This window comes from uncultured Luteimonas sp., from assembly GCF_947492465.1.
Taxonomy (GTDB): Bacteria; Pseudomonadota; Gammaproteobacteria; order Xanthomonadales; family Xanthomonadaceae; genus Luteimonas.
In genome coordinates this window covers 369,742-392,154 of record NZ_CANLNF010000002.1, presented here as the reverse complement: position 1 = coordinate 392,154, position 22,413 = coordinate 369,742, and the positions used below count along the sequence as shown (strand labels likewise).

The 22,413-nt window shown below is 71.9% G+C and carries 18 protein-coding genes and 1 pseudogene; 6 read left to right on the top strand and 13 right to left on the bottom strand.

Going from position 1 to position 22,413, the window contains the following annotated elements; translation table 11 throughout:
* Nucleotides 1-2 precede the first annotated feature (2 nt).
* Both Q0863_RS06790 and Q0863_RS06785 read left to right on the top strand, forming a co-directional pair.
* A complete protein-coding gene (locus tag Q0863_RS06790; RefSeq protein WP_298576697.1) occupies nt 3-1,106 on the top strand; it encodes a toxic anion resistance protein in 1,104 nt (367 codons plus the stop codon).
* Nucleotides 1,107-1,251: 145 nt separating this feature from the next.
* The gene (locus Q0863_RS06785) at nt 1,252-1,821 is read left to right on the top strand and encodes a type 1 glutamine amidotransferase domain-containing protein (RefSeq protein ID WP_298576696.1); all 570 of its coding nucleotides are present in this window, start codon (nt 1,252-1,254) and stop codon (nt 1,819-1,821) included.
* 88 nt (nt 1,822-1,909) lie between these two features.
* Here the strand turns inward: Q0863_RS06785 and Q0863_RS06780 are convergent, their stop codons facing one another.
* The 5 genes from Q0863_RS06780 to glyQ form a co-directional block, all read right to left on the bottom strand.
* Nucleotides 1,910-5,839, bottom strand: a complete 3,930-nt coding sequence (locus tag Q0863_RS06780) for a translocation/assembly module TamB domain-containing protein (protein ID WP_298576695.1) — start codon at nt 5,837-5,839, stop codon at nt 1,910-1,912.
* Between the two features lies 1 nt (nt 5,840).
* The gene (locus Q0863_RS06775; protein ID WP_298576694.1) at nt 5,841-7,658 is read right to left on the bottom strand and encodes an autotransporter assembly complex family protein; all 1,818 of its coding nucleotides are present in this window, start codon (nt 7,656-7,658) and stop codon (nt 5,841-5,843) included.
* Between the two features lie 351 nt (nt 7,659-8,009).
* Complete coding sequence (gene glyS, locus Q0863_RS06770) at nt 8,010-10,136, bottom strand: glycine--tRNA ligase subunit beta (RefSeq protein ID WP_298576692.1); 2,127 nt, start codon at nt 10,134-10,136, stop codon at nt 8,010-8,012.
* Nucleotides 10,133-10,786 (bottom strand): glutathione S-transferase family protein, encoded by a 654-nt coding sequence (locus Q0863_RS06765; RefSeq protein ID WP_298576691.1) that lies wholly within the window; start codon nt 10,784-10,786, stop codon nt 10,133-10,135. The genes glyS and Q0863_RS06765 overlap by 4 nt, the downstream gene beginning before the upstream one ends.
* The gene (gene glyQ / locus Q0863_RS06760; protein ID WP_298576689.1) at nt 10,783-11,700 is read right to left on the bottom strand and encodes a glycine--tRNA ligase subunit alpha; all 918 of its coding nucleotides are present in this window, start codon (nt 11,698-11,700) and stop codon (nt 10,783-10,785) included. The genes Q0863_RS06765 and glyQ overlap by 4 nt, the downstream gene beginning before the upstream one ends.
* An 88-nt stretch (nt 11,701-11,788) precedes the next feature.
* Between glyQ and Q0863_RS06755 the strand changes: the two genes are divergently transcribed.
* Together Q0863_RS06755 and Q0863_RS06750 are read left to right on the top strand one after the other, a co-directional pair.
* A complete protein-coding gene (locus Q0863_RS06755; protein ID WP_298576687.1) occupies nt 11,789-13,594 on the top strand; it encodes a GspE/PulE family protein in 1,806 nt (601 codons plus the stop codon).
* Between the two features lie 80 nt (nt 13,595-13,674).
* The gene (locus Q0863_RS06750) at nt 13,675-14,592 is read left to right on the top strand and encodes a hypothetical protein (RefSeq protein ID WP_298576685.1); all 918 of its coding nucleotides are present in this window, start codon (nt 13,675-13,677) and stop codon (nt 14,590-14,592) included.
* Between the two features lie 121 nt (nt 14,593-14,713).
* Here Q0863_RS06750 and Q0863_RS06745 read toward each other — a convergent pair whose 3' ends face one another.
* The 5 genes and pseudogenes from Q0863_RS06745 to Q0863_RS06725 all read right to left on the bottom strand — a co-directional run bounded on the left by Q0863_RS06745 (nt 14,714) and on the right by Q0863_RS06725 (nt 17,940).
* The gene (locus Q0863_RS06745; protein WP_298576684.1) at nt 14,714-15,415 is read right to left on the bottom strand and encodes an RDD family protein; all 702 of its coding nucleotides are present in this window, start codon (nt 15,413-15,415) and stop codon (nt 14,714-14,716) included.
* Entirely contained in the window at nt 15,412-16,173 is a 762-nt protein-coding gene (gene tatC / locus Q0863_RS06740; protein ID WP_298576682.1) for a twin-arginine translocase subunit TatC, read from the bottom strand. Before tatC ends, Q0863_RS06745 begins: the two co-directional genes overlap by 4 nt.
* Nucleotides 16,157-16,714: a Sec-independent protein translocase protein TatB gene (tatB, locus tag Q0863_RS06735; protein WP_298576680.1), complete on the bottom strand. Its 558-nt coding sequence runs from the start codon at nt 16,712-16,714 to the stop codon at nt 16,157-16,159. Before tatB ends, tatC begins: the two co-directional genes overlap by 17 nt.
* 50 nt (nt 16,715-16,764) lie before the next feature.
* A pseudogene (gene tatA, locus Q0863_RS06730) lies at nt 16,765-16,974 on the bottom strand (Sec-independent protein translocase subunit TatA); the annotation flags it as partial.
* 84 nt (nt 16,975-17,058) lie between these two features.
* The gene (locus Q0863_RS06725; protein ID WP_298577066.1) at nt 17,059-17,940 is read right to left on the bottom strand and encodes a YSC84-related protein; all 882 of its coding nucleotides are present in this window, start codon (nt 17,938-17,940) and stop codon (nt 17,059-17,061) included.
* Nucleotides 17,941-18,151: 211 nt separating this feature from the next.
* Between Q0863_RS06725 and hemH the strand changes: the two genes are divergently transcribed.
* The gene (gene hemH, locus Q0863_RS06720; protein WP_298576679.1) at nt 18,152-19,117 is read left to right on the top strand and encodes a ferrochelatase; all 966 of its coding nucleotides are present in this window, start codon (nt 18,152-18,154) and stop codon (nt 19,115-19,117) included.
* Nucleotides 19,117-20,001 (top strand): alpha/beta hydrolase, encoded by an 885-nt coding sequence (locus Q0863_RS06715; RefSeq protein WP_298576677.1) that lies wholly within the window; start codon nt 19,117-19,119, stop codon nt 19,999-20,001. Before hemH ends, Q0863_RS06715 begins: the two co-directional genes overlap by 1 nt.
* Nucleotides 20,002-20,017: 16 nt before the next feature.
* Here Q0863_RS06715 and Q0863_RS06710 read toward each other — a convergent pair whose 3' ends face one another.
* The 3 genes from Q0863_RS06710 to Q0863_RS06700 all read right to left on the bottom strand — a co-directional run bounded on the left by Q0863_RS06710 (nt 20,018) and on the right by Q0863_RS06700 (nt 22,401).
* Nucleotides 20,018-20,542, bottom strand: coding sequence for a hypothetical protein (locus tag Q0863_RS06710; protein WP_298576676.1), 525 nt, complete (start codon nt 20,540-20,542; stop codon nt 20,018-20,020).
* 68 nt (nt 20,543-20,610) lie between these two features.
* On the bottom strand, nt 20,611-21,393 hold the full coding sequence (locus Q0863_RS06705) for a SprT family zinc-dependent metalloprotease (RefSeq protein WP_298576674.1): 783 nt from the start codon (nt 21,391-21,393) through the stop codon (nt 20,611-20,613).
* Between the two features lie 102 nt (nt 21,394-21,495).
* Entirely contained in the window at nt 21,496-22,401 is a 906-nt protein-coding gene (locus Q0863_RS06700) for a recombination-associated protein RdgC (protein ID WP_298576672.1), read from the bottom strand.
* Nucleotides 22,402-22,413: the final 12 nt, after the last annotated feature.

The window sequence follows — 22,413 nt, the reverse complement described above, 5'->3', positions numbered from 1 at the left end:
GCATGACCCAGGACACCCCCGGCGGCAGCGCCGTCGTTTCCGCCTCCGGCACGCTCGACGAAGCCGCGCTCGCATCGCTGGGCCTGGCCGAGGCCGACCGCGGCGCGATCGCCGAGATCGGCAGGTCGCTGCAGGACATCACCCCCGGCAACCTGCACGTCTTCGGCCGCGAGGCCGCCGGCAAAACCGCCGCGTTCTCCAGCCAGCTGCTCGACCAGGTGCGCAATCGCGACCTCGACGGCGCCGGCGACAAGCTCGGCGAAGTGGTGCGGATCGCGCGCTCGCTCAACCTGGAAGGCTTCGCCGGCAAGTCGAAGCTGCCGGTGATCGGCGGCCTGATCGACCGCATGCGCGCCTCGAAGGGCGAGCTGGTGCAGAAGTTCAGCGACACCAACCAGCAGATCGAGCAGCTGATGCAGGACGTGGCGCGGCAGCAGGGCACGCAGGGCCAGCGCGTGGGCGAGTTCGACCGCATGTACGACATCGTGCTCGAGGAGCGTCGTGCGCTGGGCCTGCACGTGGCCGCGGGCCGCCTGCGCCTGGCCGAACTGGCACGGGAGCAGCAGGCGCTGGCCGGCCTGGAGGATCCGCAGTCGCGCACCCGCCGCGCCGAGGTCGAGAACGCGATGCGCCTGCTCGACAAGCGCGTCGGCGACCTGGCGGTCATGCAGCACGCGGCCGACCAGTCGTTGCCGATGATCCGCATCATCCAGGCCAACGCGATCCAGCTGATCGAGAAGTTCAACGCGGTGCGCAACATCACCATCCCGTCGTGGAAGCGCCAGTTCGCGATCCAGCTCTCGCTCAGCGAACAGAAGAACGCGGTCGAGCTGTCCAACGCCATCGACGACGCCACCAACGAGATCATGCGCAGGAACGCCGAACTGATGCGCCAGACCTCGGTGGAGACCGCGAAGGCCAACCAGCGCGCGGTGATCGACGTGGCCACCCTGCGGCACGTGCACGAACAGCTGATCCAGACCGTGGAGGAGGTGCGCGAGATCCACCGCGAAGGCATGCAGCAGCGCCGCCACGCCGAGGTCGAACTGGCCCAGCTGCGCGAAGAGGTGCAGCAGCGTCTCGCCGCGCCGGCGCAGGCGCCGTAGCGCGGCCCCAGGCGGCTCCAGACGGCTCCAGACGGCCCGCATCGTGGTCGCGCCGCGGCGTTGACGCGCACTGGACGTTTCCTTCGCGGTGCATGAGCGCCACGCGCGCTAGCGTCACCGGCTCCTACCCCCACAGGAGCCACTCATGAGCCATCTCACCGGAAAGCGCGTCGCCATCCTCGCCATCGACGGTTTCGAGCAGTCCGAACTGCTGGAACCGTTGCGCGCACTGAAGGAGCACCAGGCCGAGGTCGACATCGTTTCGCCCAAGGGCGGGCAGCTGCAGGGTTTCCAGCACTTCGACAAGGGCGAACAGGTGCCGGTCGACGTGGAACTGGCGCAGGCCGATGCCGGGCGCTACGACGCCCTGGTGATTCCCGGCGGCCTGTTCAATCCCGACGCGCTGCGCGTGGACGAACAGGCGCTGGCGTTCACCCGCGCGTTCTTCACCGCGGCCAAGCCGGTCGCCGCGATCTGCCACGGCCCCTGGGTGCTGGCCAACGCCGACGTGCTCAAGGGCCGCACCGTCACCTCGGTGCCCAACATCCGCCGCGACCTGGAAAACGCCGGCGCCAGGTGGGTCGACGAGGCGGTCGTGGTCGACCAGGGCCTGATCACCAGCCGCACGCCCGAGGACCTGCCGGCCTTCTGCGCCAAGCTGGTCGAGGAAATCGACGAGGGCCGCCACGCCGGGCAGAAGCGCTCGGTAGCCTGAAACCCGTCACCCGGCCCGTGTGGGAGCGACCCTGGTCGCGAATGCTTTCGCGCGCGAGCGCGCTCCCACACGGCGAACTCGCGCGCGGTCAATCGCGCTCGATGCGGTAGTTGATCGAGCCGCGGCTTTCCCGCGTGCTCGATTCGATCTCGATGTCGAAGCCGCGCCGCAGCAGGTACTTCAGGGTCAGCACCTGGCCGGTGCCCAGCAGCGACACGCCGAAACCGACGTAGAGCCGCGGCGAGAGCTGCTTGCCGATGCCCAGCACGCTGCCGCCGAGCGCGCGCGACTCCGACACGCCCGCGTCGTCCAGGCCCAGGCGCGCGCCCAGCTGTCCGGCCAGCATGCTGCCGCCGGCGGTGAGCGCGGCCGAGGCCGCGTCCAGCTGCCGGCCCTCGGCGCTGGACAGGTTCGACAGCGGCCGTCCCAGCGCCAGGTACGACAGCGCCTGCGAGTTGTCGCTGGCCGGGTCGGTGTACACGTCGGCCTGCGGCGCCGAGGCGCGGCCGGTGACGCTGATGCCGGCGGTGATTCCCTCGGCCTCGATCCGGCGCTCGGCGCGGATATCGAGCCTCGGGTCGGACACCGGCCCGTCGAAGGTGAGCCGTCCGCGCGTGACCTGCAGCTTCTGCCCATAGGCGGTGTAGCGGCCGCCGACCTCGAGCGTGCCGCTGCCGGTCATCTCGCGCCCGGGCCAGGCGCGCACGCGCATGCTGCCGCCGAGCGTGCCATCCAGGCCGAAGCCGCGCAGGCGCACGTCCTCGCCCATGGCCAGGGTCAGGTCGAGCAGCAGCGGCGAGGCGGCGCCGGCTTCCGGGTCGACCGGATCCAGCACCACCACGTCGGGTGAGGCCGAGACGCCCCGGTCGAGCCGCTCCAGGTCGATCAGCGCGCTGGGCACGGCGACCGTGCCGGACACCGACAGCGGCTGGCCGGCGCTGTAGCGCACCTCGATGTCGGGGTCGGCGACGATGCGCAGGTCGCGCGTGTTGGAGGCCACCACGTCCTGGCCGGTCAGGCGCAGCAGCAGCGGGGCACTGCTGTCGCGCCAGTTCAGGCTGCCGTCGACGGCGAGCGTGCCGCCGCCGGAGACGACGCTGCCGTCGATCAGCGCGCTGCCGTCGTCCTGCGCCCGCAGCGCGACCTCGCCCTGCTCGAGCAGGATGCCCAGTGCCGGCAGTTCGGTGCTGAAGCCGCTCAGGCGCGCCTGCCCGCCCAGGGTGGGTGCGGAGCGGCGCCCGCCCAGCTGGAGGTCGGCGGTGAGCCGGCCCGCGGGCTCGACGATGTCGGGCGAGAACAGCTCCAGCCAGGTCAGCTCGTCGGTGTCGGCGCTGATCTCGCCCGAGAGCGGCGAGGCCGCCTCCCAGCCGGTCGCGACGCGGGCGCGGATGTGGCCGTCGTCGTTGAAGACGGTGGCCAGGGTCGCCTCGATGCGCGCGGAACTGAAGTCGGCTTCCAGGCGCAGGTCGCGGTAGCCGAGCAGGTCGCTGCGCGAACGCGCGCTGTTGCGCAGGCCGCCCTCGGCCGAGCGCAGGTCCAGGTGGCCCTGCCAGGCGCGGCCGGCCGGACGCAGCTGGCCGTCGAAATCGACCTCGCCGCGCAGCGTCCACGGTCGCCCGCCTTCGCGCTCGGGCAACCAGGGCGTGACCAGGGCCAGCGGCAGCCCGTTGCCCGCGAGCGACAGGCCGCGCTGCGGCCAGTCCGCCTCGATGCACAGCCCGCCGCCGCCCGCGGCGTCCAGGCAGGCGCGCGACAGGGTCCAGCCGGTGCCGCGCTGGCTCCAGCGCGCCGGCGCCTGCAACTGCCAGTCCGCGCCGCGCGCCGGCACCAGGTGGAGGTCTGCCAGTTCGCCGCCCCAGCCTTGGTTGCCGCGCCGGGCGCTGCCCTGCACGGCCAGCGTCCCGAACTCCGCGCTGGCTGCGCGCGCGTCCAGCCGCAGGTCCTCGACCGCACCGCGCGCCTCGACGCGTACCCGGTCCAGCGCCACCCCGGCACTCAAACCCTCGCCCTCGACCAAGAGCTGGCCGCTGCCGCGCGACCACGGCAGCCTGCCCTGCACGCGCAGGGTCGCCGCGGCGTAATCGTTCCAGCGCAGGCCCGCGCCCTGCAGGTCGGCCTCCACGTCCGGCGCGGTGCGGGCGCCGTCGGCCTGCACGGTGCCGCGCAGGCTGCCGGCGGCGCCGGGCAGCAGGTCGGCCAGGTCCAGCGGCGCCAGCCGCGCGTCCAGCTGCAGGCGGTCGGCCAGGGTGCCGCGCGCGTCGATGCGGCTGTCGCCCACGCGCAGGGCCACCTCGCCCTCGTAGTCGCTGCGCAGCTGGCCGGTCGCCGGCCCGCGCATGGCGAACGAGGCCTGGCCGGCGATGGCGCGCCCGCGCAGGCTGCCGCCCAGTTCGCTGGCCTGCACCTGCAGGTCGAGCCCGCCGTCGTCGCGGGTGCTGCCGCGGCTGGCCAGCTGGCCGTCGACCGCGCCGTTCCAGGCCGGTGCGAAGTAGCCCGGGTCGAAGCCGGCCAGGGTCGCGTCCAGGTCCCAGTGCAGGGCGGGCGACCAGCCGATGTCCCCGGTCGCATCCAGCCGGCCGCCGGGCGTGGTGGCGGACAGGCTTACCAGACGCAGGGCCTCGAGATTGCCGCGGCCGTCGAGGTCGACCCGGGCGCGCAGGGCGTCGCGTTCGAGCGTGGCCTTGCCCATCACCGCCCAGGCGCGGGAGGTGCCGGCGATGCCCAGGTCGGCGTCGATGTCGATTGCCGGGGGGGGATCGGCCGGCTCGGCATCGGGCGCCTGCGGATCGCCCGCCAGGCGCAGCCCGCGCGCATTGACCGCGAACCGGAACCCGGCCGCGCGCGGCTCGCGGAAGTCGCCGCGCCCGCGCGCGGTGATGCGGCCACCAAAGACGTCCACGACCAGCGGCTGCAGCTCCAGCACCTGCTCCTCGAGCCTGAGCTTCGAGGGCTGGAGCAGCGCGTGCAGCGTGCCGCGACGCAGCTCGCCCTGCACGTCGGCCGCGCCGCCGCGGCCATCGGCGAGCAGCGTGAACGACAGCGGCTCGCCGGCGTCGCCGCCGGCAAGCAGCGCGGGATCCAGCGCGTCCGACGAGGCACGCAGGCTCCACTCCTTGCCACGCAGCGCCAGCGCCAGCCGCAGCGGCTCGGGCGCATGGCCGACCACGGCGACGTCCATGTGGTCGAGGTCGCCGCGCGCAACCAGGCCGATGCGAGGCCGCGGCCGCGGGAACGCCGCCGGCAGCAGCGCGCTCGCGGTCAGGTCGGTGCGGTAGTGGTCGCCTGGCGCGTACACGCCGTCGACGCCAAAGCGTCCGCGGTCGCTGTCCACCACCAGCCCGGCGATGCGCAGTTCGCCCTGGCGCGCGTCGAGGCCGCCGCGGATCGTGGCGATGTCGACCAGCGCCGCGCCCGAGCGGGTCACGCGCAGCCCGTCCACGCGGATGCGGTCGGCCTGCAGCGACAGCGGCAGGTCGATGCGCGGCAGCACCTCCGGCCAGGTCGGCAGCTCGAAGGGCGTGTCCGCCGGCTCGGGCAGGTCGAGCGTGGCGCCTTCGACGTCCAGCGCGTCCAGGCGCAGGCGGCGACCGACCAGGGGCATGATCGCCGGGTCGAGCACGACCCGCCTTGCGCTGAAGGTCAGCACCGACGGGTCCGCGCACTCGCCATAGGGCACCGGTTCGCCGTCCACGTCGGGACAGCCGCGCTGCACGTAGCGCACGCCGTGCAGGGTCAGCGGGCCGGAGGCTGGGCCCTGCGCGCGGTCCCAGGCCAGCTCGGTGCCGTCGGGCAGGGCGGCGCTGATGCGCGCGAGCAGGAAGTCGCGCCCGCCGAAGGTGGCCAGCAACCAGTACAGCAGCGCGCCGGCCAGCAGCAGCACGACCAGCGAGACGAGCGCGCTGCGGATCGCCAGCACGCGCAGGCGCCGGCGCCTGCGCTCGCGCAGTTCGGCGATGCGCCGTTCGCGCTCCTCGGGGGTGATGTCGTCGGGCAGCCGCGGGCGGCGTCGGAAGGCCATCTCAGAATTCCGCCCCGATGCTCAGGCCGACGGTGAACGGCGAGTCCGGATCGTCCAGGCCGCGCGCGATGTCCAGCTTCAGCGGACCCACCGGCGAACGCCAGCGTGCGCCGATGCCCACGCCGGTATGCCAGTCCGGCGATGTGCTGTCGAAGGCGCTGCCGCTGTCGACGAAGACCGCCGCGCCCCAGTCGCCGAAGAAGTAGCGCTCGTACTCCACGCTGGCCGTCACCACGTTGCGCGCGCCGGTGGCGAGGTAGCCGGTCTCGCGCAGCACGCCGTCCTCGTCTTCCTCGTAGCGGGTGATGCGCGGTCCGACCTCGCGCCACTCGTAGCCGCGGATGCTGCGGTCGCCACCGGCGTAGAAGCGCAGGCTGGGCGGCATGTCCACCAGCGCGCTGGTCCAGGTGTAGCCGGCCTCGGCGCGCAGGATCAGCCGGCCGTTCTCGCCCATGCCCTTGAACGTGCTGGCGCGCGCATGCAGCTGCGCGAAGCTGGCGTCCGACCCCGCGCCTTCCAGGCCGCTGCGCAGCACCAGCGAGCCGCCTGCGCCGCTGGTGGGGAAGATGCGGTCGTCGACGTTGACGTATTCGGCGCGCACCGAGGGAAAGGTGAAGGTCGCATAGCGGTAGGCCAGCGGGGTGGCCGGATCGGCGGCCTCGTCGCGGGTGGGATAGGCCCAGCGCTCGCGCAGCACGTGCAGCGAGGCGACGAGGTCCACCTGCGGGCTGTACTGGCCGCTGCGGCTGCCGACCAGTTCGATGCGGCGGGTGTCGATGTAGTCGGTCTGCTCGTCGTAGCCCTGCGCGCTGATCGTGTACCAGCCGTCGCGCCAGGCGAAGGCGGGGATCCGGTACTGCAGGGTCAGGGTCTTGCGCTTCTGCGCGTAGTCCAGCTGTGCCAGCGCCTTGTGCCCGCGGCTGTTGACGTAGCGGCGTTCCGCGCCCAGGCGCACGCCTGCGCCGCTGTCGGTGCCGTAGCTCAGGCCTGCGGTGTAGATGTTGCGCTTGGCCGGGGTGAGCTTCACGTTCACCGGTACCCGGCCGTCGATCGCCGCGTCGGGTTCGGGCCTGATCTCGATGTCGCCGAAGTAGTCGAGCCGCGCCAGCGAGGTGCGCAGGCGGTCGATGCGGCCCTGGTGGTAGTAGTCGCCCTCGTCCCAGTAGACCAGGCGCTCCAGCAGCTCGTCGCGGATGATCGGACGGGTCTGCTCGAAGCGGGTCGGGCCCATGTCGTAGCGCCTGCCGCTGGTCCACACCAGCTCGATGTCGGCGGCGTTCTGCGCCCGCGTGACCTCGACCCGGCGCGAGGAGAAGTCGGCATCGAAGTAGCCGCGCTCGGTCAGGCGCCGGCTGATGCGGATCTTGCTGTCCTCGTAGTCGGCGTGGTTGAAGATCGCGCCGGGCGAGGGGGTGAAGTCGTCCAGGTCGGACTGCAGGTAGCGGTCCTGGCCGCCTTCGCCGATGATCGCGATGTCGGCGTTGCGCACCCGCACCGGTTCGCCCGCATCGACCCGGATCGTCACCGAGACGCTGCCGTTCTCGCGGCTGCGCTCGACCTCGATGACGGGCGAATAGAAGCCGAACGGCTCCAGCGCCTCGCGCGTCTCGTCCTCGGCCGCGCGCACCAGGTAGCCCATGCGGCGGCCGCTGACCTCCTGCCCGGCCGCGTCGACCAGCGACAGCGACACGCGCACGTTGTTGGTCATGTCCTCGTCGAGGCCCAGGATCTCGACCGCGCCCACGGTGACCGCATGCGCGGCGCCGGCGAACAGGAAAGACAACGCGGCGATGGCGGCAATGCGGTGGGGGAGGCGCATCGCGGGAGGATACCGAAGCGGAGTTGAAGGACGTTTAACGGATCCGTGCCGATCCGTGCCGGAACGATGCGACGCCGGCTGCGTCGCTCCGGCCCTGCCCCCACCCCAACCCTCCCCCGCAGGCGGGGGAGGGGGCAAGACGACGTATCGCTTCGAGTCCTCCGCATGCGGGGAGGGGCAAGATGACGTATCGCTTCGAGTCCTGCCGCCTGCGGGAGGGAGCAAGGCGACGTATCGTTTCGATTCCCTCGCCCGCGGGGAGGGAGCAAGACGACGCATCGCTCCGAGCCCTCCCCCGCCTGCGGGGGAGGGTTGGGTGGGGGCCGCCGAAGCGACAGCTCTTCCCGCCCCTCAGACCGACAGATGCTCGATCGCGGCCACGCTGCCCAGCCGCGCTGCCAGGCGCTTGAGCAGGGCCAGGCGGTTGCGACGCACCGCCTCATCATCGACGTTGACCATCACGCCGTCGAAGAACGCATCGACCTGCGGACGCAGCTGCGCCAGGCGCGCGAGCACGTCCGCGTACTCGCCCTGCGCGAGCGCCGCATCCGTGTCCGCGCAGGCGGCTTCGACCGCCTCGGCCAGCGCGATCTCGGCCGGCTCGTGCAGCAGCGCGCCTGCCACGACGTCCGGCACCGGCTCGTCGACCTTGCGCAGGATGTTGCCGATGCGCTTGTTGGCCGCGGCCAGCGCCTCGGCGCCGGGCAGCGAGGCGAAGCTGCCGATGGCCGCCAGGCGGCGGCCGAAGTCGACAAGCGACGACGGCTTCAGCTCCGCGACGGCATTGAAGTGCTGCACCGGCACGTCCTTGTCGGCGTAGTAGCTGCGCAGGCGCTCGATGATGAAGTCGTAGATCTCGTCTGCATCGGCACAGGCGCGCTCGTCGCCCTTGCCGACGGCCACCGGTCCGACACCCTCGACCGCCGCCGCGACAAGGCCGCGCAACGACAGCGGCAGATCGCCCTCGATCATCGTCCGCGCCAGCCCCAGCGCATTGCGCCGCAGCGCGAATGGATCCTTGTTGCCGGTCGGCTTGAGTCCTGCGGCGAAGCCGCCGGCCAGCGTGTCGAGGCGTTCGGCGATCGCCAGCACCCGGCCCAGCTTTGATGGCGCGATGGCGTCGGCGGCGAAGCGCGGCTGCCAGGCCTGGTCGATCGCCTCGGCGATGGCGACCCGCTGTTCGTGGCCCAGGTCGGCCAGCACCGCGTCCTGCATCGCGTAATGGCGGCCGGCGATGCCCTGCAGTTCCGGGAACTCGTTGACCAGGCGCGACTGCAGGTCGGCCTTGGACAGCTCCGCCGCGCGGCGCGCCAACGCCGGATCCACGCCCACCTGCGGCGCGATCGCCTCGGCAAGGGCCGCCACGCGCGCCACCTTGTCGGCCACCGTGCCCAGCTTCGCCTGGTAGGTCACGGTCGAAAGCCCGGCGTTCATCGACGCCAGGCCCTGCTTCATGTCCTCGACGAAGAAGAACTTCGCGTCGGCGAAGCGCGGACGGATCACCCGCTCGTAGCCCTTGCGGATCTCGCTGTCGTCCTTCGGCTCGATGTTCGCGATGCCGATGAAATGCGCACCCAGGCGGCCGTCGCCGTCGAGCACCGGGAAGAACTTCTGGTTGGCTTCCATCGTCGCCACCAAGGCTTCCTGCGGCACCGCGAGGAACTCCTCCTCGAACGTGCACGACACCGCGTGCGGCCATTCGACCAGGCAGGCGACCTGGTCGAGGTTGCCGGCATCGATGCGCGCCCGGCCACCGGCCGCGGCCGCCGCGGACTCGACCTGCTCGACGATGCGCTGGCGACGCTCCTGCGGGTCGACCAGGACCTTCGCGCCGCGCATCGAATCGATGTAGTCCGCGGGCGTGGACAGCCACACCTGCTTGTCGTGCAGGAAGCGATGGCCGCGGCTCATGCGGTCGGCGCGCACGCCAAACACCTCGGCCTCCACCACGTCCTTGCCCAGCAACAGCACCAGCCACAGCACCGGGCGCGCGAAGGCGTACTCGTGGTCGCCCCAGCGCATCGGCTTGGGAATCGGCATCGCGGCGATCGATTCGCGCAGCACCTCGGGCAGCAGCGTGGCGGTCTTCGCACCGGGCGTCACCGAGCGATGCACGAAGCGCTCGCCCTTGGCGTCGCTGGCGCGCTCGAGCGCGGTCCACTCGACACCGGCCTTGGCGGCGAAGCCCTGCAGCGCCTTCGTCGGCTGCCCGTCGGCGTCGAGCGCGATGTTCACGTACGGTCCGAACACCTCGGACGCCTGCTGCGGCTGTTCGGCCGCCACGCCAGGCAGCAGCACGGCCAGCCGGCGCGGCGTGTACAGCGGCCTGGCGCCGTCGCGCTCGACCGCGATCCCGCGACGCTCGAGCGCCGACAGCACGCCGTCGAACAGCGCCTGCGCCAGTCCCGGGAGCGCCTGCACGGGCAGTTCCTCGGTGCCCAGTTCGATCAGCAGGGAGGGCATCGGGACGGTGCTCATGCGGGATTGGCCTGTGCGGTTGGGGCGGGGGCGGAGAACGGGCTGTAGTGGCTGCGGAACACCTCCAGCGCCTCGCAGCGGTCCACCCGCGCGCGCAGCGCCGGCCAGGGCGCCAGGTCGAGCGGGATCGCCTCGCGCAGGTGGGTGGCATAGCAGGCCACGGCGATGTCGGCATGGCCCATCGCATCGCCGACCAGCCACGGCGCGTCGCCGCGCGCGACGCAGGCCTTCTCCAGTTCGCCCAGCGCGCCCTCCACCTGCACCCGGCAGCGCGACAGCCAGGCCTGGCTGTGCTGCTCCACGGGGCGGAAGATGCGTTCGAGCGCGATCAGGATCGCCTTGTCGATCGCGCCGGTGGCCAGCGCGATCAGGCGCTGGGCATCGCGGCGCGCGTGGCCGGTGGCCGGCATCAGCGCGCGGTCGGGGCCGACCAGGTCGTCGAGGTAGTCGAGCATCATCGACGACTCGGTCAGCACCTCGCCGTCGTCGAGCACCAGGGTCGGCGCGCGGCCGAGCGGGTTGTACTCGCGGATGCGGTCGAAGTCGCGCCCGACCGACCACGCGCGGTGCTCGAAGTCGATGCCGTACAGCGCCATGGCGATCGCCACCCGGCGCGTGTAGGACGAGTCGTACATGCCGATCAGGATCACGGCGCAGCCTGCTGCGCGGCCGGCTGGACCTTCAGGCCCGGGAAGCCGAGCTTCTCGCGCTGCGCGTGGTAGGCCTGCGCCACCGCCTGCGCCAGCCTGCGCACGCGCAGGATGTAGCGCTGGCGTTCGGTGACGCTGATCGCGCGCCGCGCGTCGAGCAGGTTGAAGCTGTGGCTGGCCTTGGTGACCTGGTCGTAGGCCGGAAGCGGCAGCCCCGCTTCCACCAGTTTCATCGCCTCGGCCTCGCAGGCGTCGAAGCGGTGGAACAGCTCCTCGACGTTGGCGTGCTCGAAGTTGTAGGCGCTCTGCTCGCGCTCGTTCTGCAGGAACACGTCGCCATAGGTGACCACGCCCTGCGGGCCCTGCGTCCACACCAGGTCGTAGACGTTGTCGCAGTTCTGCAGGTACATGCACAGGCGTTCGAGGCCGTAGGTGATCTCGCCCAGCACCGGCCTGCATTCGAGTCCGCCGGCCTGCTGGAAGTAGGTGAACTGGGTCACCTCCATGCCGTTGAGCCAGACCTCCCAGCCCAGGCCCCAGGCGCCGAGCGTGGGCGATTCCCAGTTGTCCTCGACCAGGCGCAGGTCGTGCACCAGCGGGTCGATGCCCAGTTCCTTCAGCGAGCCGAAGTACAGCTCGACGATGTTGTCCGGATTGGGCTTCATCACCACCTGGTACTGGTAGTAATGCTGCAGGCGGTTGGGGTTCTCGCCGTAGCGGCCGTCGGTGGGGCGGCGCGAGGGCTGCACATAGGCCGCGTTCCACGGCTCCGGGCCGAGCGCGCGCAGGAAGGTGGCCGGATGGAAGGTGCCGGCACCGACCTCGAGGTCGAGCGGCTGGATCAGCACGCAGCCCTGCGCCGCCCAGTAGGCGTTGAGGCGGGTGATCAGTTCCTGGAACGTGGGTCCGGTCATCGGCACGCGTCGATTCGGCGCTTTCGCGGGGCGCGCTAGTATAGCGGCGGACCCTGCTGCACCCGGATTTTCCGGCACCGGAGCCACGTTGAACGAAGCGCTGCGTCCCGCCCCGACACCCGCGCGCCTGCCGCCTGGCCGGCTGGCGCTGGAACCGGTGATCGCGGGCCTGCTCGCCGACGGCCTGCTCGCGCCGAAGGACGCCGAGCACGCGCGCGCCAGCGCCCGCCACGTGCGCGGGCTGGACGCGGTGCATCCGCTGGTGCTGCTGGCCAACCTCAAGCTGCCTTCGGCGCAGCGCGCCGGCAGCGAACTGGGCCTGGAAACGCTGACCGAATGGCTGGCCAGCGCCAGCGGCCGGCGCTACCTGCGCATCGACCCGACGAAGATCGTGGTGGCCGAGGTCACCGAACTGGTCTCGCATGCCTACGCGCGCCGGCACCGCATCCTGCCGGTGGAAGTCACGCCCGACCGCGCGCGCATCGCCACCAGCGAACCGATGGCGCTGGACTGGCTGCCCGACGTGCAGCGTCTGCTGCGGCGCGAGATCGAGCTGGTGGTCGCCAATCCGCTCGACCTGCACCGCTACACCATGGAGTTCTACGGCGTCACGCGCTCGGTGCGCGGCGCCCACCAGGACGGTGGCGAGAAGGGCAGCCAGGCGGCGCCGAGCTTCGAGCAGCTGGTCGAACTCGGCCGCGCCGGCGACGTCAATGCCGACGACCACCACATCGTCAACATCGTCGACTGGCTGCTGCAGTACGCCTACGAGCAGCGCGCCTCTGACATCCACCTGGAGCCGCGCCGCGACGTCGGCCGGGTGCGCTTCCGCATCGACGGCGTGCTGCACAAGGTGTTCGAGATGCCGCCGCCGGTGATGACCGCAGTGGTCTCGCGCATCAAGGTGCTCGGGCGCATGGACCTGGCCGAACGCCGGCGCCCGCAGGATGGCCGCATCAAGACCCGCTCGCCCGGCGGTCGCGAGGTCGAGATGCGCCTGTCGACCATGCCCACCGCGTTCGGCGAGAAGTGCGTGATGCGCATCTTCGACCCGGACACCGCGTTCAAGAGCATCGAGCAACTGGGCTTCGATGCCCGCGAAGCCGCCACCTGGCAGGAGCTGACCAATCGCCCGCACGGCATCGTGCTGGTCACCGGGCCGACCGGTTCGGGCAAGACCACCACACTGTATTCGACCCTCAAGCGGCTGGCGACGTCCGACGTCAACGTATGCACGGTCGAGGACCCGATCGAGATGATCGCGGTCGAACTCAACCAGATGCAGGTGCACCACCAGATCGACCTGGGCTTCGCCCAGGGCGTGCGCACCCTGCTGCGCCAGGACCCCGACATCATCATGATCGGCGAGATCCGCGACCTGGACACCGCGCAGATGGCGGTGCAGGCATCGCTCACCGGCCACCTGGTGCTCTCCACCCTGCACACCAACGACGCGCCTTCGGCGATCACCCGCCTGCTCGACCTGGGCCTGCCGCACTACCTGATCGCCTCGACCCTCAACGGCATCCTCGCCCAGCGCCTGGTGCGCACCCTGTGCCCGCACTGCAGGGCGCCCAGGCCGCTCGCGCCCGAAGCCTGGCATGCGCTGCTGCCCGGCCCGAACCCGCCGCCCCTGCCGACCACCGCCAATGGCCCGGTCGGCTGCCTGGAATGCCGCAATACCGGCTACCTCGGCCGCGTCGGCATCTACGAGCTGATGCCGGTCACGCCCCGGCTGCGCGCCCTGATCCGCCCGGACATGGAGCTGGCCGCGTTCACCCGCGCCGCGGTGGGCGAGGGCCTGCGCACGCTGCGCATGGCCGGCGCGGAGAAGGTCGCGCAGGGGCTGACGACCGTGGAAGAAGTGCTGACGGTGCTGCCGCCGACGGAATAGGGCGGCGGAGGCCCACGCAGCCGATGCAGTAGCATGTCGCCATCGTGGCGCAGCCACATCGAAGGCGAAGCAGGGCAGTCATGTCGACGCGGGCAATGGGTCCGGCCACCGGTTGGTCGTGGCTGGCGCGGGCGGTCAACCTCGGGCGCGGCAATCCGAAGGCGGTGATCGGAGGAATCGCGCTGGTGGCGCTGCTGGCGGTGCTGCCGAGCGTGGTGCAGATGCTGCTGCAGTCGACGGTCGGCGTGCAGCCCGATGCGCTGCTGACGGTGGCGGGCCTGACCACGCTGGTGTCGCTGATCGTGTTCCCGCTGCTGATCGGCGGCGTGCTGCGCGTGATCGACGCGACCGAGCGCGGCCTTCCGGCCTCCGCCACCGGCGTGTTCGAACCTTTCCGCGGCGGCCATGGCGGCGGCCGCCTGATCGGCTTCGGCCTGCTGATGACCGCGCTCTACCTGCTCGTCTTCGGCACGATCATCGGCAGCTTCGGCCAGGGCCTGCCGGAGTGGTACATGCAGATGGTGCAGCTGACCATGGAAGCCGGCGGCAAGCCGGTCCAGCCGGACGACATCCCGTCGCCGCCGTCCGGCCTGGGCATGGTGATGGCGCTGGGCCTGCTGTTCGGCCTGTTCCTGGGCGGCGCCTACGCGATCGGCTTCGGCCAGGTCGCGCTGGGCGGACGCGGGGTATTCGCGGCGGTGGGCGATGGCCTCGCCGGCGCGCTCAAGAACCTGCTGCCGATCGTGGTGATGGCGGTGCTTGCGATCGTCGCGCTGTTCGCGCTGACCCTGGTGGTGACCCTGATCGGCGGCGTGCTGGCCCTGGTCGGCGGCCTGGTGCATCCGGGGCTGGCGGCGCTGCTGGTCGCGCCGGTCTACCTGGGCATGATCATGCTGATGTACGTGGTCATGTTCGGCGTGATGTACCACATGTGGCGCGACATCTGCGCCGAACCGGTGGCGCCGCCGCCGCTGCCGGACAACCAGGTCGAACTCTGAAGGCCTGCGCCGCGGCGCGCGTAGCCGCGCGTCGTGGTTGCAGTGCCGGCGCACCGTTGCGCGAGCGACATGGCGCCGGATGCGGTCGCGTCCGGCGCGCAGTCCGCGTCGCGGTGCATGCCTAGAGCAGCAGGGCGTCGAGCGCGCGCTGCATCGCCGCCTGGGTCGCGACGAACAGCCAGATCGCGACAGCGAGCGTCGCCACGCACTGGGCCGCCAGCCAGGCTTTGGCCCAGGCCGGCAGCGCCGCGCGACCGCCGGGCTGCCGCACGTGCGTGCCGGCGATGCGGTCGTGCAGGGCCTGGTAGTGCGGCGGCGTCGCCGCCAGCAGGTGGCCGATGTTGAGCGTGAGCCAGGACAGGATCCCGGCCAGGTGTCGCCCGGCCGCGCGTGCGATGCCGATGCGGGCGCCGTCCACGGCGCAGGTGCGCAGGCCCAGCGCGCGCTTGCCGGGCGTGGCCTGGCAGGGCGAGGCCTCCCAGGCGGCAAACCAGAGCAGGGCGAGCACGCCCCAGGCCAGCAGCGGCGGCAGCAGGGTGTCTCCGATCGCCTGCGACAGGCTGCGCACCAGTGCGTGCTGGTCGGGGTCGGACAGCCATTGGCGCGCGAGTGCCAGTGGCGAGCCCCCCTGCAGCAGCAGGTCGAGCATCGAGCGCGCCATCGCCTGCACCACCGCGTCGAATGCCGCGGCGATCCTCACAATGCCGCCGCGCAGGTGGGCCGCGCACGCCAGCAGGACGGCCAGGCCCGGCACCGCCATGTCCAGCGACCAGGCCGCATAGCGCCGCAGCAGCCCGGCCGGCGCCGCCTGCGCGCCGCTCATGCCTCGTCGGCGGCCCCGTTCCCGCTGCGCGGCACGATCATGCGCGCGGCGATGATGCCGGCCTCGTACAGCAGGCACATCGGGATCGCCAGCATGAGCTGCGACACCACGTCGGGCGGGGTGATGACCGCGGCGAGGATGAACACGCCCACGATCGAATAGCCGCGCCATTCGCGCAGCTGCCCGGGCGTCACCCAGCCCAGCGCGACCAGGATCACCAGCGCCACCGGCAGCTCGAAGCTGATGCCGAAGGCCAGGAAGATCACCAGCACGAAATTCAGGTAGGCGTTGATGTCGGTCATCATCGCCACGCCGTCGGGCGTCACCGCGGTGAGGAAGCCGAACACCGCCGGCAGCACGAGGAAGAACGCGAACGCGCAGCCGGCATAGAACAGCGCCACCGCGGACACCAGCAGCGGCAGCGCCAGCCGCTTCTCGCGCCTGTACAGGCCCGGTGCGACGAAGGCCCAGGCCTGGTACAGCAGCCAGGGCATGGTCACCAGCACCGCGGCGAACAGCGCCAGCTTGAGCGGCGCGAAGAACGGAGAAGCGACCTCCACCGCGATCAGGTGCGCGCCCTGCGGCAGCTTGTCCAGCAGCGGCTGGGCGAACCAGCCGTACAGCCGGTTGGCGAACGGCAGCAGCGCGACCAGGGCGATGCCCAGCCCGATCATCGCGCGCAGCAGGCGCGTGCGCAGCTCGACCAGATGTTCGATCAGGCTGCTCTCGCCGCTGTCGTGTTCAGCGCTGCCGGCCATCGTCCCCGTCCGCGTCATTGGAATTGCCGTGGTGGGCAGGCGTGGCGGCGCCGGGGACAGGCTGCGCCGCGTCCGCGACGGCTCCCGCGGGCGTGCCTTCGGACGCAGGCGACGGGGTTTCCACGCCCTGTCCGGCGTCGGAGCCCTGTGCTGGCGAGACGTAGTCGGCCGCGTCCGTGGTCAGGATCGCGGGCGGGCTGGACGCGGCGTCCGGCCCGCCGGTCACTTCCCGGCGCAGGCTCTCGATCTCGCGCCGTGCCTCGGCCTCGGCCGCGCGCACCTTGGCCTGCACTTCGGCCTCGGTTTCCTGCATGGTCCTGTGCAGGTCCGATGCCGCGGTCCTGGCGTCGTGCAGGCTGCGCTTGAGTTCGTCGGCCGCCAGCTCGCGCTCCAGCTCGGACTTCACCGAGTACCACTGCGCGCGCGCGCGACGCACCCACAGCCCGGCGAAACGCGCCGCCTTGGGCAGGCGCTCGGGGCCGAGCACGACCAGCGCGACCACTGCGACCAGCAGCAGTTCGGTGAAGCCGATATCGAACATGTTGGCGGCCGCGGACCCGCGGCTCAGCGCGAGACGGTGTCGTCCTGCCGGGCCTTGCCCGACACGGTGCCGTCGCGTTCGTGCTGCGGCGGCTGGTGGTCGAGTTCACCGGCGGGCTTGTCCTCATCGGCCATGCCCTTCTTGAATCCCTTCACCGCCTCGCCCAGGTCGCGGCCGGCGCCACGCAGGCGCTTGGTGCCGAACACCAGCAGCACCACGACCAGCACGATCAGCCAATGCCAGATGCTGAAACTACCCATTGCATGCTTCCGGGAACAGGTGAGGAGCGCTCAGGATACTCCACGCCGCGCGGCGCGACCGTGAGCGCAGCCCCTCTTGCCGGTTCAGGGCGTCTCGGGCAGCGGCTCGACCATCGCCGGGTTGTCGTCCACCGGCTCGAATGGCTGCGGCTGCGGCTGCGGATCCACCACCGGCTGCCCGGAGAGCGGCACCGTGCTGGCGCCGGCGGACTCCGCGGGCTCTGCGGGCGCTGCCGGCATGGCCACCGCGGGCGCGGGACGCTCGCCGGTGCCGCGTGCGGCGCGGGCCGCGGCGGTGGCCTCCTCGAGCTGGTCGCGGAAGGCGACCACATCGTTCGACGGCGCCTGCCCGGCGCGGCCCTCGAAGATCATCCGCGGCGTGGTCCCCACGCCATAGACCAGCTGGTTGGCGTCGTTGTCGATCTGCAGCACCGCGCCGTCGAGCGCGACGCCGGCGAACAGGCCGCGCGCGCGCGACCACGACCAGATCTCGGCCTTGAGCTGGCCGTCGGTGGCGGCGGAGGCATTGCGCCCGACCGGGCCGGCGGCCACGCCGGCATCGGCGCCCAGGGTGACCTTGCCGTTGACGATGGATTCGAGGCTGCGGTCGTTGCGGAACACCAGCACCACGTCCGAGGACTGCACGCCGGCCTGGAAGCCGATGCTGCCGCCGGTGAGCTTGACGAAGCTCGGATTCGACCAGGTGCCGTCGGGCGACTTCACCGACAGCAGGCCGTGGCCGCGACGGCCGCCGAGCACCAGGCCGACCTTGAGCGTGTCGGGGATCACGACGATCGCGCGCGCCTCGTCGAGCAGCTTGTCCGGGATCGCCGATTCGGGGATTTCCTGGACCTCGTTGAGCACGCGCACCGCGTTGGCCGCGCGCGCATCCTCCTCGGGACCGGCGACCGCCGTGCCACCGGCGAGCGAGAGGGCCAGCAGCGATGCGAGCAGCGCCTTGCGCAAGGGGAACGAAGGGCGGGAAACGGGCATCGCGGACTCCGGAAAGACAGTGGGCACCGCGCTCGCGGCGACGGCTCAGGCTAGGGACGGGGCGATGAATCGGGCATGAGTTGAGCGGGCCTATCGCGGCGATAGAAAACAGCCGGTGCCAAAGCACCGTGCGGCCTGCCATCCTATGCCGATGACGACCCCAGCCCCTGCGCCCGGCGGCGCAATGCCAGACACCGCCGTCATCCTGGTCAACCTCGGCACGCCCGAGGCGCCCACCGCAGCCGCGGTGAAGCGCTACCTGGGCGAATTCCTCGGCGACCGGTTCGTGGTGCAGATCCCGAAACTGCTGTGGTGGCCGCTGCTGCACGGGGTGATCCTGCCGCTGCGCTCGCCGCGGGTGGCGAAGAAGTACGCCGAGATCTGGATGGAGGGCGGGTCGCCGCTGGCGGTGCATACGCGGCGGCTGGCCGAGGCGCTGCAGCCGCGCCTGCCGGGCATCGCCGTCGTGCACGCAATGCGCTACGGCGAACCGGCGCTGGGTGCGCGCCTGCGGGAACTGCGCGCGGCCGGCGTGCGGCGGGCGCTGGTGCTGCCGCTCTACCCGCAGTACTCCTCGACCACCACCGGCACCGTGTCCGACCTGGCCCGGCGCACGGCTGGCGCGCCGTCGCTGCGCATCGTGGACGACTACGCCACCGATCCGGGCTGGGTGGCCGCGGTGGCCGACTCGATCCGAGCGCACTGGCAGGCGAACGGCCGGGGCGAACGCCTGCTGTTCTCCTTCCACGGCCTGCCGCAGCGGCTGGTGGACGCGGGCGACCCCTACCAGGCGCAGTGCGAGGCCAGTACCGCCGAAATCGTGCGCGCGCTGGGGTTGGAGCCCGACGAATACCTGCTTGCCTACCAGTCGCGCTTCGGCCGCGAACGGTGGCTGGGCCCGGCGACCGACGACACCCTGCGCGCGCTGGCCGGCGAGGGCGTGCGCGAGGTCGACGTGGTCTGCCCGGGCTTCGCCGCCGATTGCCTGGAGACGCTGGAGGAAATCGCGATGGAGAACGCCTCGCTTTTCGTCGAGGCCGGGGGCCGCGCGATGCGCTACATCCCCTGCCTCAACGACGCGCCCGCCCACGCCGACGCGCTGGCCGCCCTGGCGCAGCGCGAACTCGCCGGCTGGAACGGCGCCGGCTGATGCGCGAGTTCCACCTCGATATCCCGCTGGGCCGCATCCACGGCCTGCGCCAGGGCCGGGCCGGGCAGCCGCGGGTGCTGGCCCTGCACGGCTGGCTCGACAACGCCGCCAGCTTCGTGCCGCTGGCCGGACACCTGGACGGCATCGAACTGGTCGCGGTCGACCTGCCCGGGCATGGCCGCAGCGCGCACCTGCCGCCGGGCGCCGACTACTCCTTCGCCGGCGCCCTGCATGCGGTACTCGACATCGCCGATGCGCTGGACTGGGGGCGGTTCGCGCTGCTCGGGCACTCGATGGGCGCGGGCATCGCCAGCCTGCTCGCCGCCGCCTGCCCTGCGCGGGTGACGCGGCTGGTGGCGATCGAGGCGCTGGGCGCGTTGCCCGACAGCGAGGACAACACCGTGCCGCGGCTGCGCGAGGCGATCGGCGCCGGACGCGCGCTCGGCGGCAAGCGCATGCGCATGTTCGAGGAACTGGAGACGCCGGTGCGCGCGCGCACCCTGGCCCGCACCGGCGCGATCGGGGAAGCCGCGGCGCGCCTGCTGGTCGAGCGCGGCGTGCGCGAAGTGGTGGCGGACGACGGCCGGCGCGGCTGGGTGTGGAGCAGCGACCCGCGGCTGACCCTGCCGACCCTGGTGCGCATGACGCCCGGGCAGGTGCAGGCGCTGATCCGCGGCATCCAGTGCCCGACGCGGGTGATCCACGCCGATCCGCCGCAGCCCTACCTGCCCGAGCCGCGGCGCAGCGAACACGCGGCGCTGCTGCCCGATGGCGAGCTGCGGGTGCTGCCCGGCGGCCACCACCTGCACATGGAACAGCCCGCCGCGGTGGCCGCGGCGATCGGCGACTTCCTGCGGGCGGATGGCGACCCTGCCGGACGCTGAGGCGTCCGGGACCCGGCTACTGGCGCGGACCCTGCAGCTGCACGCCGACGATCACGCGCTCGTCGCCGTTGTTGCGGTTGAACGACAGCGTGGCGTTGCGGCGCTGCTCGTCCTCGCCTTTCTCGAAGGCCAGGATCGCGGTGTCGGCCGAATGCTGGGCCGACATCGACTGCGTCCAGCCCTGCGCCTGCATCGCCTCGCGCGCGGCGGCGAACAGGCTCGACACCTGCCCGGGTGCGGTGAGGCTGATCATGCTGACACCCTGCAGGTCCATCACGCTGTTGACCTGGTAATCGGCGGGCAGGTAGATGTCGTCCGGGAAATCGTCGGGCAGCGCCACCGACTCGCCGGTGCGGATCGCGAGGTCGCCATCCTTCGAATGCAGCGTGACCTGGTCGCCGTCGCGATCCACCTTGACCCCGGTCGCGCGCTCGATGGCGGCGTCGGCGGCGCTCTCGCCGACCTTCTTGCAGGCGCCCGCGGCCAGCACCAGGGCAAGGACGAGCGACAGCTGCGATACGCGCTTGGCAACACCGTTCATCGCATCCCCTGAGGCGGTCTGGTGGAGTGGTCGATGTTCTGGATAACGCGGACCGGTGCCGGAACAGGTCAGGCCGACAGCAGGACGTGCAGTCCGGCCTTGAGTCGGCGGCCTTCCTCCCGGAAATAGTCGCGCGAGGCGCGCCAGTCCGGGCAGCGCGCCTCCACCTCGCGCCAGAACCGGCGCGAATGGTCGGCGTGGAGCAGGTGGCAGAGTTCGTGCACCAGCACGTACTCGAACGCGGCGGGCCGGCCCAGCACCAGCGCCAGGTCGAGGGTGAGCGTGCCGTCGGGGGCCAGCGAGCCCCACTGCGAGGACAGCACCCGCAGCCGGATCCGCGATGGCGGCCGCGGCAGGCCGGGCAGGTAGGCCGGCAGCCAGCGGCCGATGTCGGCGCGCGCCTGCGCCTCGTAGAAATCGCGCAGCGCGCGCGCGATCGCCGCCTGCCCGGCGCGTGGCGGCAGCTGCAGGCTCAGCCCCTGGTCGTCGCCGACCACGCGCGCGACCCGGCCTTCCGCCCAGTGCAGCGGCAGCAGCTGGCCGCGCAGCGGCACGAGGGCGGGCTCGCCGGGCACCAGCGGCACCACGTCGCCGGGCTGCTGCGCCAACTGGTCGGTGAGCCAGTCGCGATGCTCGTGCACGAAGCGCTCGCCTGCGACCAGGCTGGTGCGCGGCGGCAGGGTCAGGCGCGCGCCGCGCTCGCCCACGCTCAGGCGCAGGCGCTTGGCGCGCGGGTCGCGCACGCGCAGCACGTCGATGCGCCGCCCGTCGGACAGCACGAAGGCGAACGTGTCGCGCTGCAACCGGGAAACGCCCGGCGCCGTCGGCGACAGTCGGAACAGGGAAGGCATGGGGGGAATGCTAACTGCTGTGGACCGCATCGCCCACGCCGCGGATCGCGGCATCGACGCGATGGTCGCGGCGCGCGCGACGCGCGGCCCGTGGAGTGGGGATCAGGCGTCGGCCCTGGACAGCTTCAGCGCCTTCTCGAGCACCGTGAACAGCCGCGAGAATTCGGCGCTCATCAGCGCGAAGCGCGCGTCAAGTTCGGCGCGGATGTCGTCGCGCTCGCTCGATTCGAGCTGGTCCACCGCACCGTCGAGCAGCTTGAACTTGCGCACCACCAGGTCCTCGCCGAGCACGAAGGAGACGTGGTCGTCGAGGGTCAGCGCCAGCCTCGTCACCTGCTTGCCCGAGTCCAGGTGCTTGGTGATCTCGTCGCACTGCAGTTCCTGGCGCTGGCACTTGACGATGGCGCCGTGCTCGGCCGGATCCTTGAGCTCGCACTCCTCGCCCAGCGACAGGCCTTCGGGCAGCGGGTCGCCGGCGATCCAGCCGGTCAGCACGCTGCGCGGCGCGACTTCCGCGTTCAGCGGCAGCGCCGGGAAACTGCCCATCGCGTTGCGGATTTCCGAGACTACCGCCTCGCCGCTCTTGCGGCTGGAGGTGTCGATCGCGATCACGCCGTGCTCCAGGTCGATCAGCGCGTCGGTGCGCGAGGGGCGGACGAAGGCGCGCGGCAGCAGCTCGTGGACGAGGTCGTCCTTCATCTGCTTGCGCATGCGGCTGCCGGGACGGCGGCCCTGCTTCTGTTCCATTTCCGCCAGGCGGTCGGCCAGCATCTCGTTGACCACCGACGAGGGCAGCAGCCGGTCCTCGCCGCCGACGGTGAGCCAGATCGCATCGCCGATGCGGTGCGAGAGCGCCTCGCCGTTGCGGCCGAAGGGCGAGATGAAGCCGCGCGAGAACAGTTCCAGCGGACCGACCGGCTTGAGCGGATGACCGGCCAGCAGTTCCTCGAGGCTGGAGAAGTCGAGCGTGGTGGGAAAGCGGAACAGGGTGAGATTTCGGAAGAACATGGGGAATGCGGA